The sequence below is a fragment of the Micromonospora sp. ABR4_055 genome (assembly GCF_056160425.1).
The window spans coordinates 1-10,561 of the sequence record NZ_JBSWXD010000197.1; the positions used below are offsets into that span (position 1 = coordinate 1).

Genomic DNA, 10,561 nt, shown 5'->3' on the forward strand with positions numbered 1-10,561 from the left:
GCGCTGACCAGCAGCGCGTGGCCGGTCAGCAGGGCGGCGACGGCCGCGCCGGGCAGCGCGACGGCGGCATCGCGCGACCTGGCGGCCCGTAGCGCCGCCACCGCCCCACCGGCCAGGCCGCCGACGGCGACCGCCCACCACGGCACCGGGATCGCCGCCGGTACGGTCAGCAGCCCGGTGGCGGCCCCGACGGTGAGCAGCACCGGCCGGACCGCCCGGGGCAGCAGCAGAATCAGCGCGCCGGTGACCGCGACGACGGCGAACGGCAACTGCCAGTCCCCGGACGCGTCGACCGGACCGGCGGCGACGGCCAGAGCGGTCAGCAGTACGCCGACCCCGAGCAGACCGGTCACCAGCAGTGCACCCGCCCACGGCCCGGTACGGACCACCGCCGGCAGCCGGCCGCGCAGGTACCGGCCGGCGAGGGCGAGCCCGACGGCGGTGCCGGCGACGATGGCCAGCGCCCGCGACGGTGCCGGTTCGGTGCCGGCCCGGACCATGGCGATGGTCACCGCCGGCGCCAGCCCGGCCAGGCTGATCGCCAGCAGCGCCGGTACACCGGTGAGCCGGCCGGCGACGACCAGCACGGCGGCGACGGCCAGTAGCGGCAACCCGGCCAGGGCGGGAGCGCCGGACGGGTGGCCGAGGATGACTGCGGCCAGGGCGGCGATCCCGGCGGCGGTCAGCGCCGCGCCGACGGCCGCCCAGCCGGTGATCCGCAGCGCCAGCCGGGCCGGCGGAGTGAGCGCGATCATCGCCAGGGCGCCCAGGGCGGTGCCGAGCAGCAACAGGGTGGTGCCGGCGGCGTCGGCGTGCAGGTCGACGGCGAGCAGCGGCAGCACGGGTTGCGCGGCGAGCAGGGCGGCGAAGCGGGCCGCAGCCAGGCCGGTGATCAGGTGGTAGCCGGCGGCGACCAGCCCGGTGACCGCGAAGGTCACGGCGGCGTACCGGGCGGCTGGCAGGTCGGCGGCGCCGAACAGGTCGACGTAGCGAGCGGCGTAGCCGTCGAGCAACACCAGCAGCAGCCCGAGCGCGGCGAACGTCTCGGCGGTGCCGCGCAGGCCGCGCCAGTTGGCCAGCGGCGGCAGGGCGAGCAGTACGGCGGTGACGCCGGCCAGGATCGCGGCCCGGCCGCCGACGCCGACGCTGGCCCAGGCGACCGCGGTGAAGACGATCGCTGCGGTGCCGAGCAGCAGTCCACCGAGGACGAAGAGAATGGTCTGCACGGTACGGGTGGAGGTCTCCGGCCGTGGTGGCTGGCCGCCGGCTGGTGCGGCGGCTGGTGCGGCCGCCGACGCGGCGGTCGGGCGGGCCGGTGGGACGGTCGTCGCCCGTACCGCCGCCTGAACCTGGGCCGCGAGCTGTTGCCTTCGGATCTGCGCGACGTGCAACTGCCCACTCAGCGTGGCACACGCCGCCCGGGCCTGTTCGACGCGGGCGGCCAGCCCGGCGATCTCGCCGTCGAGCCGAATGACCTCGGCTGCCCCTGGGTCGGGTGCCCGGCCGCAGCCTGGGCAGCCGGCGGCGAGGCTCGCCGGCGTGCCGCAGGCCGGACACGGGTAGTGGGCTGTCGCGGTGCTGCTCATGACCGCATCCTCGCCGCCCGGCCGGTGCGGCCGACAGAGTGCGGGTACTCAGCCCGACCGAGGGGGCGGCTCAGGTGGGGACGGTTCAGGACCATTCAGGACCAGCCGACCGGGAATGGACGACTGATAGACGACTCAGGGGCGAGTGTGTTCGTATACCCACCGGGCGTAATCGGGGTTGCCGGCTTCGATGACGGCAACCAGGATCTCGGGTACGTCGTAGGGGTGCGCGGTGCGGAGATAGGTGACCAGTGGGTCGCTACGGTCGGTGGCGGTCTTGAACTGCACAGACCACTCCTTCGTGGTCTCCACCCGGCCTTCCCACCAGTAGGTGCTGGCCACCGGACCGCCGATCTGGGCGCAGGCGGCGAACCGGCCGGCAACCGCAGAAGCGGCGAGCACTTCGGCGACCGAGCGGGCATCCACCACCGTCGTCACAACGGAGATTTGATCCACGGAGCGCACCTTACGCCCTCAAGGTGTCCGAGCGGTTCTTCTCGATCCACGAATCGATCCGCGCCCACCAGTCGTAGAGCCATTCGATGCGTTCGTCACGGCCGGCCGGAATCTCCTCGGGCGGCACCGACCAGAACCGCATCACGATCCGTTTGTCCATCGGCAGTTCCCGCCACACGTCGGCGCCGGTCAGCATCCGGTCCAGGCCGGTGTGCGCGACGAAGATGACGCCCGCGTCCGGGGCGGCGTCCAGCGCGGCGAGCAGGCCGCCGGGGCGCGGCGCCAGGACGTGCCGCATCGACTCGGCTCGGGCCGCCATCCCGCGCAGTCCCAACGCGTGCAGCCGCTCGATGGCCCGGCTGCGCCGGCCCGGAGTGAAGTTGCCGCCCTCGGGGAAGATGACGAACGCGTCGTTGGCGTCCAGCCCGGTCGCCAGGTGTGCGATCTGGGTCTCGACCGGCTCAGCGCGCCGGTCGCCGGGGGCGATGAACCGGTTGGGCAGCCGGTTGAGCAGCACGTCGATCGCCGGATCCCACTGCAGGGTCTCCTTGAGCACGATCCGCGGCTCCCGGTCGAACCAGTTGACCAGGCCGTGGATCAGGATGAACGAGTCACCCGGGCCGGCGTGCCGGGACACCACCAGTTCGGGACGGCCGGGCAGCGCGGTGTCCGGATCGGTGCCGACCACGTCGATACTCAGCCGCAACGCCCAACGGGCGTGCCAGAAGAAGAACGTCAGGAACCAACCGGTCAGCACGTAGTGGGCGCGTTGAAACGCCGGGCTGCGGATCTTCCATCCGCAGCCGGAGGCCAGCCAGAGTCCAAAGAGGGCGATCAGTGCGGCGGTGTCCCACAGCAGGTAGACCACGGCGACCCAGAACAGTCGCAACACCCGCAGCCGGCCGGGCACCAGTAACGAAGCGGCTGCGGCCAGGAAGATCCAGAACGGCAGCGTGGTGAGCACCGCTGCGGCAAGCAGCGGTACGGCCGGGGCGAGCAGTGTCCGGCGTACCCAGCGGGGTGGCAGCGGCATCAGCAGCCGGCCACGTTGGTCTTGAGGTAGCGCCGGGAGGCGGTGTAGGCGCGGCTGATCCGGCGGCCGACAGCGGTCATGTCCCGGTACGCCCAGGGTGTGTCGTCACGCGTCTCTCCCCCACCAGTCGGCAGTACGTGCACCTCCACATCGTGACCGAGCGCCGCCAACTCCCGGGCGAACCGGTGCCGGCGAGCGATCTCGAAGGCGACCTGGGCGACCTCCCAGGGCCGCCGGGGTGCGCTGAGTGGCCGCTCGATCCGGCCGACCTGGAGCACGAAGACGCGCTTCGCCCCGGCTTCGACGGCCTTGCCGATCGGGATCGAGTTGACGATCCCACCGTCGATGAAGTGCTCGCCGTCGATCTCAGCCGGGGGCAGCAGGCCGGGCACCGCGGCCGAGGCGAGCACTGCCGGCACCACCGGGCCGGTGTCGAACCAGTGTTCGGCGGCGCGTTCGATGCTGGCGGCGCAGCAGTGGAACGGCACGGCCAGGTCGGCGAAGGTGGTGGTCTCGCCCAGTTCGGCTGCCAGCAGCCGGCGCAGTGGCCGTGGCGAGTGCAGGTGGGTACGGGCGGCGAACCGGCGCAACTGGCGGGCCATCGAGTCGCCGTACACCTCGCTGGCCTCCGGGGAGGCCCAGAGCCGGACCAGCCGCAGGGTGACCGCCTCGGAGGGGTCGGCGGCGACCAGTACACCGTTGACCGCGCCGATCGAGGTGCCGACGACGAGATCGGGCTCGATGCCGGAGCGGAACAGGGCGCGCAGCATGCCGACCTCGACCGCGCCGAGTACCCCGCCGCCACCCAGCACGAAGGCGACCGGACCGTTGACCATGGCGTTCATCCTGGCACGGGCCCGGTGGCCGCCGGTCAGGTCGGTCCCGCCGCCCGGGCTCGGTCGGAACTACCGGCTCATCGCCAATGCCGATTTATGTCGGGTTAAATGATAAATGTTCACCTGTTTAACGTGCCGTTGACAGGACGTGCCAATTCGCGCAGCCTGATACGACCTCCACTCCCCAGGCAGGTGCGACAACGATGGCATCGCTGCAAGCGGGCGAACTACTCGCCCGCAGATACCGTCTCATCGACCGGATCGGTGCCGGCGGCATGTCGGTCATCTGGCGCGCCCGCGATGAGGTGCTCGACCGGGTGGTCGCGGTCAAGGTGCTCGCCGCGTCGTTGGCCGCCGACGCGCGGTTCCGCAGCATGGTGCGGGAGGAGGCGCGGTCCGCCGCCCAGCTGATCCATCCACACGTGACCGCGGTGCACGACTACGGCGAGGCGGTCGCACCGGACGGCACCGTCACCGCGTTCGTGGTGATGGAGCTGCTGTCCGGCGAGGAGTTGGACGCCCGGCTCACCGCCGGCCCGCTGGCCTGGCCGGCGGCGGTGGAGACCTGCGCCCAGGTCGCCGAGGCGCTGGCCGCCGCGCACCGGTTGGGCATCGTGCACCGCGACGTCACCCCGGCGAACATCATGATGACCTCGATCGGCGTCAAGGTGCTCGACTTCGGGATCGCCACCCAGATCGGTGCCCCCGACGAGGACGAGGAGGGCGAGACCTTCGGCACCCCGGCGTACGTGGCCCCGGAACGCCTCGACGGCCGGCCGGCACAGCCCGCCACCGACGTCTACTCGCTCGGCGTCCTGCTCTACGAGACCCTCACCGGCCGGGTGCCGTACCCCGCTGACACCTGGGACGACCTGCACCGGGCACTCGATCAGGAGATCCCGCCGCTGACGGTGCCCGGACTGCCCACCCCGGTCGCCGAGATCTGCCTGCGCTGCCTGTCCCGGGACCCGCTGAGCCGCCCCACCGCGCACCAGGTCGGCGCCGCGCTGCGGGACCAGTTGCTACCCGCCGATCCGCAGGCGGCGACCATGCTCGCGCCGACGATGGCCCTGCCGACGATGACCGAGTACGACGCTGCGCCACCCGCCGCCGCCGAAACATCGGCCCTCGGCTCCGATTCACCGGCCCCAGACGCCGGAGCACCGGCTGTCGACGGTCGACGGCGGGTCGGCCGGCTCGACTCCAGGGTCGCCACGCTACTGGTGGTCAGCGCCGTCGCGGTCGCCGTGATCCTGCTGCTGCAGCCCGAGGTGCTGCGGCGGCCGGGCAGCGACCATCCGCCGCCCGGCGGGCAACCGCAGTCCACCGGTACACCCGCCGGTCCCACCCCGCCGACGCAGCCGACACAGCCGGGGACGTCGGCGGACGCACCGCCCACCGACGCGCCAGCCACCGGCGCCGCGCCGACCCCCACGGCAACCGACACCGCACCAGCGGCGACCGCACCGGTCGTTCCGACCGTCGACGAGGCGATCACCCTGCTCGGTCAGGTGATCGACGACGGGCTAACGGACGGTGCGATCCGCCGCGATGCCGGCCTCGACCTGCAGAACCTGGTCCGGAACCTGCGGACGTCGTTGACCAGTGGCACCGCGGACATCGACCGGGACGTCGACCAACTGCGCCGCAAGGTGCGGATCCGCGCCGACGAAGGCGCGATCACCTACGCGTACGCCGACAAGCTGGACTCGGCACTGGACCAGTTGGCCGGTGCCGCTGTCTGACCGCCGGCAGCCACGGCACCAACCGGGTCGCGGTACGAGCGTGTCAGTGCAGGCGGATGCGATGCCCGGACCGGTCGAACAGCAGGAGCCGGTCCAGATCCAGCGCCATGGTCATCGTCTCGCCGGGCTGCGGCGGCGCCGCCGCCGGCACCCGGACCACGACGTCACCGTCACCGCCCGGTGGGTCGGACGGATCCGGCTCGTACACCGGGTAGAAACCGTACCGGGTCCGAGCGGTCGCCGGCCGGTCCGGACGGCGCTGCTGCGGAATCATCCGGGCGATGGTCTCCCGCAGCTGGTGCCGGGGCGGCGGATCCTCGGCCAGCAGCTCGGCCAGGTGGTTCTGCGGATCCGGCAGGTCCAGTTGCGACTCGGCCGGGGAGGTGGGCACACCGCCGGTATCCACCCAGACCAGTGCCTCGTGGCCGAGGTTCTCCACGGCCCGGACCGTGCCGCGCAGGGTGACTGACAGCGTCCGGTCGGACCCTGCCGGGTCCGGGCCGCCGGGCAGCGCCGGGTCAGCGCCGGTCGGCGGTACGGGGTGCAGCGCGTCGGCCCGCAACGCCACGGTCACCCGCTCGGTGTGGTGCTCGGCCAGCCGGGCCACCCGGGCGTCGCCCACCGGCAGTTCCAGCACCTGCGAACCGAGATCGATCACCATCCGGTCCGGCTCGGCGTAGACCGCCCCCTGCAGCAGGCTGGTCCGCGGGGTGCCGAGGAACGCCGCGACGAACAGGTTCGCCGGGTCACCGTACACCTGCGCTGGCGGCCCGGTCTGCTGCAGCCGGCCCTTGCGGAGCACCGCGAGCTGGTCCGCCATGGTCAGTGCCTCGGTCTGGTCATGGGTCACGTAGACGGTGGTCACCCCGTGCCGGCGGGCCAGCGCCGTCACGTCGGCCCGCAGCTCGGCGCGCAGCCCAGCATCCAGATTGGACAAGGGTTCGTCCAGCAGGAACGCCTTCGGCTGGCGCACGATGGCCCGGGCCATGGCGACCCGTTGACGTTGCCCTCCGGACAGCACGGCGGGCTGCCGGTGCAGGTGTTCGGCGATGCCCAGCTCAGCGGCCACCTGCCGGATCCGCTGTTCCACCGCCGGGCCGTGCCCCACGCGCAGCGGAAAGGCGATGTTCTGGGCGACGCTCAGATGCGGGTACAGCGCGTAGTCCTGGAACACCATGGACACCTGTCGTCGCTGCGCCGACCAGCCGTCCACCACCCGGTCGTCGATCAGCACGTGCCCGGACGTCGGAGTCTCCAGGCCGGCGACCAGCCGCAGGATCGTCGACTTCCCGCACCCGGTCGGCCCGAGCAGCACCAGGAACTGGCCGGACGGGACCGCGAGACTCACCCCGTCGACTGCGACAGTGCCGTCGTCGAAGACCTTCGTCAGCCGGTCGGTGGCGATGGCGACCACGCGATCACCTCCTGACCCCATCGTCAGGCCCAGCGGCCATCGACGCCAGCCCCTGTCGACGGACGGCCCGCGACCGCCGGTGAGCGGTCGGCGGCGGCACCGCCGACGGCGACCGTCGGGAAGGTCAGCGCAGTTCCTCGGGAAGCCGCAGGTTGTCGCCGATCAGCCCGCCGCCGGCCGGGGGCGGGGATGGCGGCGTGGGCGGGGGTGGTCCGGTGGGCGGGGGCTGGTTGGTGACGCTGCGGTCGAGCCACCCGTCGCCGTCGTCGTCATAATGGGTCTGCTCGAAGAACCCGTCACCGTCAGTGTCGTACGCCGCGGAGTCGACCAGACCGTCGGCGTCGTCGTCCCGGCCGACGAAGTCGGCCCGACCGTCGCCGTCCTGGTCAACCAGTATGTCCACCCCGCCGTCCGCCCGTCCCCGGACGATGTGCCGGTCCCACTCGCCGTCGCCGTCGACGTCCACCCGGGTCCGGTAGTCCTCCGGCACCGCCGGCTCGACCGGCTGGGGTGCCGTGCCGAGCCCGGCGGACCGGTCCGGCACCGGCGGACCGGCGCCCTCCGGCCGTGCCCCGAAGCCGCTGTCTTCCCCGGCCGAACCGAACCCACCGCCGGACCCGGCCGGCCCGAAGCCGCTCTGTGCACCGGCCGGCCCGAAGCCGCTCTGCGCACCGGCAGAGCCGAGAGCCTCGTCGACGGCACCGGCCGCCGCGCCGATGTCGCCGAAGCCGCCCATCATCCCGGTCAACGGGCTCAGCAGCCCGAACGCGCTGGACTGGTTCGCCCGCGTCTCCACCGCCGCCGTCGAGCCGCCCCCGGCACCGCCCATCTGGGTCCGCAGCAGCTCCTGCTCCTCGGCGGTGAGCTGATAGCCGGCTAGCGCCGCAGTCGGGTCGGCGGCCAGCGCGGCGGCGAATCCAGGGTCGGTCAGCAGGCGTTCGAGCGCGGTGTCGAAGTCACTCATCACCGGTCCCCTCGTCGATGTCGCTCCAGGGTAGTCCGGGGCCACAATCCGCCACGAGCCCGGCGGCGTCCGGCGCGGGTCGCCGGTGACCGGACGTCTCCTCGATCAGTCCAGCTCCGGCATTGGTACAGGCTGCGGCCTGGGCCGGCAGGTGCCGCACTGCAACGCGTCCTCGACGACCAGCCCTTCCGCCCGTCCCCGCCGCTCCGACCGGTGCACCTCCAGCAGATACGGACCGAAGCGGGCGTGGTCCTCACACACGCCTCGACCGCAGAACCGGCAGCCACCCCGCGCCGCCTTCGGACAGAACCAACAAAGCACCTGTATCTCCGCTCGGATCGATGTCTACGTCTGTTCGCCGAACGCGCAGCCGACAACCAATACATCGCTTCTCACCTGCCGACTGAGCTTGCCACTGTCCGTGACGGTGACCGTGATCGTCACGGACCCGGTCCCGATCGACTCGTTGGACGCCACTGGGCCGACGGTGCCCTCGTGTGTCCCCGCACCACGGAAGGTCTCCACGCGCTCCACCAACCCGCTGTACCGCGCGACGACGGTCAACCCGGCAGGCGAGTCGTCCGAGACCACGACCATCCAACGCACGCTGCTCGGGTAGTCGCTGCAGGGCCCGTTATCGGTCACCAGGGTGATCGGGCCCTGCGGCTCGATCTCCCAGCCGATCACCGGAGGCTCATTCGGCGGTGGGGCGGTGGTCGGCGGTGGGGCGGTGGTCGGCGGCGGGGCGGTGGTCGGCGGCGCCGTGGTCTCCAGTGGCGTACCGGTCGGCGGACCGGTCGTCGGCGCTGCCGTGGTCGGCGCCGGGGCGCTGGTCGGCGGCGGGCCGGGCGGGCTCGGCTGCGCGGTCGGGGTAGTCGGCTGCGGCTGGCGAGTCACGCCGGGGTTCGGCGCCGGGACCGGCGTCGGCTGGCTGGTCGCGGAAAGATCCGGCGACGGGCTCTGCACCGTCGGCGATCCGCTGGTAGCGCCCGGAGCGGGGGCGCTCGGCGTACCGCCGGGCGGGTCGACGACCTGGCCGTCACCGCAGCCGAGCTGCTCCCCGGTGGCCCGCAGGGACACCCCGTTGCGCCGTACCTCACCGAGCGACACCCGGGCCGTTCCGGCGTTCACCGCGAACCAGGCCTCGCCCCGGTTCGCCAGTACCGAGTCCTGGCTGATCACGGTCATCGCCAACGGTCGGAAGGCACCGGAGACGCTGGCAGTGTCGGCCAGGATCCGGCCCCGGTCCAGGGTCAGCTCCCCGCTGGGCGCGACCGGCCGGGTGCCGTCGCTCCACAGCGCCCCCACCTCGGCTTCGACCCAGGCGCAGAGCACCGTGGCGGCCCCGCCCCGGAAGACGAGTTCACCGGCCGACCGGTCGGCGACCTCGATCCGGTCCCCCTCGGCGACGTATGCCGCCGCACCATCGCGCAACGTCAACAGCCGCCCACCGGCGGTGCGCACCTCGACGGTGCCCCGCTCGGCCCGCAGCAGCGCCCGGTCGGCCGGCATCTCCGCCCAGGCCGGCCCGGGCAGCAGGTTGCCGCCGCTGATCAGCAACGCGAACAGCAGCAGGAGCAGCACCAGCCACCACAGCCGGCGCTCGAACCGCCGGTCCACCCGGTCGTCGGTGTCCCCCGGTGGTGGCGGGCCGGGCGGGGCGGCCAGCGGCGGATAGTCGGCGGGCGGATGCACGCCGCTGGTCGGCGGACCGCCGCGGACCGTCGCCGCAGCGGCCTCGGCCACCTGCGACGGCGCCGCGCCGAGCAGCATCGGCAGCCCGGCGACGGCCGGCAACTGCCACAGCCGGGTCTGTGTACGGGTGGTCGCGACCACGTCCGGCGGATCGGCACCGACCGGGCCGATCATTGTGCCCCGGCGCAGTTCGAGGCCGTCCATCAGGGCGATCACACCCGATTCGAGGACCACCGCGTCGTACGGGCCGGACAGCCGGACCGGCGCGCCGGGCGGCAACGTCACCGGCCGGGCCCGGGACACCAGCCCCAGCCGGTCCTCCGGGGTCAGCCCGGACAGTGCGGGGGTCTCGGCGAACAGCGACTCGGCGGCGGTCCGGTCGGTCGACGGCGGACCGGGCAGCGGGCCGACGACCGTGGCGACCGCGGTCGGCGGCACCGCCAGCAGCGTCGTACCGGCGGTGCGCCAGGTGAGCGTGGCCGGCGTACCGGTCAGGGCGCTGGCCAGACCGACCAGGCCGCCCGGCCCGAGCCGTTGCCGGACCGTGCCGGCCGGGTCACTGGGCGCCCGGCCCTCCACCGCGCCGTCGACCACGACGTAGACCGCCGGCTGGGCCGCGCCGGCGGCGACGAGTTGCTGACCGGTACGCGGGTGCACCCAGCGCGCCTGGGCGGCGAGCCGGTTCAACGCGCTGGCCGGCAGTGTCCGCAGCGCGCTGGCACGCAGCGCGTCCAGCCGCCGTGGGGTGTCGCTGGCGTTCCTCCGCTCCACGAACGCGCCCCACCACCCCCCCCAGCGCCTGGCCCGCCCTCTCTCTTCTACCCCCCTTACA

7 protein-coding genes and 2 pseudogenes are annotated in these 10,561 nt (G+C 73.3%); 1 reads left to right on the forward strand and 8 read right to left on the reverse strand.

Annotated features, from left to right (window positions below):
• The 4 genes and pseudogenes from ACXAHD_RS29050 to ACXAHD_RS29065 form a co-directional block, all read right to left on the reverse strand.
• Window positions 1-1,586 (reverse strand): annotated as a pseudogene (locus ACXAHD_RS29050) (SCO7613 C-terminal domain-containing membrane protein); the annotation flags it as partial.
• A 135-nt stretch (window positions 1,587-1,721) separates the two neighbouring features.
• A complete protein-coding gene (cutA, locus tag ACXAHD_RS29055; RefSeq protein WP_281553525.1) occupies window positions 1,722-2,042 on the reverse strand; it encodes a divalent-cation tolerance protein CutA in 321 nt (106 codons plus the stop codon).
• Between the two features lie 10 nt (window positions 2,043-2,052).
• Window positions 2,053-3,075 carry a 1-acyl-sn-glycerol-3-phosphate acyltransferase gene (locus ACXAHD_RS29060; RefSeq protein WP_281553524.1) on the reverse strand — a complete coding sequence of 341 codons (1,023 nt, stop codon included), beginning with the start codon at window positions 3,073-3,075 and terminating at the stop codon, window positions 2,053-2,055.
• Window positions 3,075-3,911, reverse strand: a complete 837-nt coding sequence (locus tag ACXAHD_RS29065; protein WP_281553523.1) for a patatin-like phospholipase family protein — start codon at window positions 3,909-3,911, stop codon at window positions 3,075-3,077. Before ACXAHD_RS29065 ends, ACXAHD_RS29060 begins: the two co-directional genes overlap by 1 nt.
• Before the next feature lie 203 nt (window positions 3,912-4,114).
• On the opposite strand from ACXAHD_RS29065, the gene ACXAHD_RS29070 reads away from it, so the two are divergent.
• Window positions 4,115-5,656: a serine/threonine-protein kinase gene (locus ACXAHD_RS29070; protein WP_281553522.1), complete on the forward strand. Its 1,542-nt coding sequence runs from the start codon at window positions 4,115-4,117 to the stop codon at window positions 5,654-5,656.
• Between the two features lie 43 nt (window positions 5,657-5,699).
• On the opposite strand, the gene ACXAHD_RS29075 is transcribed toward ACXAHD_RS29070, so the two are convergent.
• The 4 genes and pseudogenes from ACXAHD_RS29075 to ACXAHD_RS29090 form a co-directional block, all read right to left on the reverse strand.
• Complete coding sequence (locus ACXAHD_RS29075) at window positions 5,700-7,070, reverse strand: ABC transporter ATP-binding protein (protein WP_281553521.1); 1,371 nt, start codon at window positions 7,068-7,070, stop codon at window positions 5,700-5,702.
• A gap of 124 nt (window positions 7,071-7,194) precedes the next feature.
• The gene (locus ACXAHD_RS29080; protein ID WP_281553520.1) at window positions 7,195-8,034 is read right to left on the reverse strand and encodes an Os1348 family NHLP clan protein; all 840 of its coding nucleotides are present in this window, start codon (window positions 8,032-8,034) and stop codon (window positions 7,195-7,197) included.
• A 105-nt stretch (window positions 8,035-8,139) separates the two neighbouring features.
• A complete protein-coding gene (locus ACXAHD_RS29085) occupies window positions 8,140-8,295 on the reverse strand; it encodes a hypothetical protein (RefSeq protein WP_233606460.1) in 156 nt (51 codons plus the stop codon).
• 84 nt (window positions 8,296-8,379) lie between these two features.
• Window positions 8,380-10,561 (reverse strand): annotated as a pseudogene (locus ACXAHD_RS29090) (hypothetical protein); the annotation flags it as partial.

Coding starts and splice junctions, on each gene's coding strand:
- ACXAHD_RS29080 (WP_281553520.1), bottom strand. CDS start 8,034: ATGAGTGACTTCGACACCGCGCTCGAACGCCTGCTGACCGACCCTGGA.
- ACXAHD_RS29060 (WP_281553524.1), bottom strand. CDS start 3,075: ATGCCGCTGCCACCCCGCTGGGTACGCCGGACACTGCTCGCCCCGGCC.
- ACXAHD_RS29070 (WP_281553522.1), top strand. CDS start 4,115: ATGGCATCGCTGCAAGCGGGCGAACTACTCGCCCGCAGATACCGTCTC.
- ACXAHD_RS29065 (WP_281553523.1), bottom strand. CDS start 3,911: ATGGTCAACGGTCCGGTCGCCTTCGTGCTGGGTGGCGGCGGGGTACTC.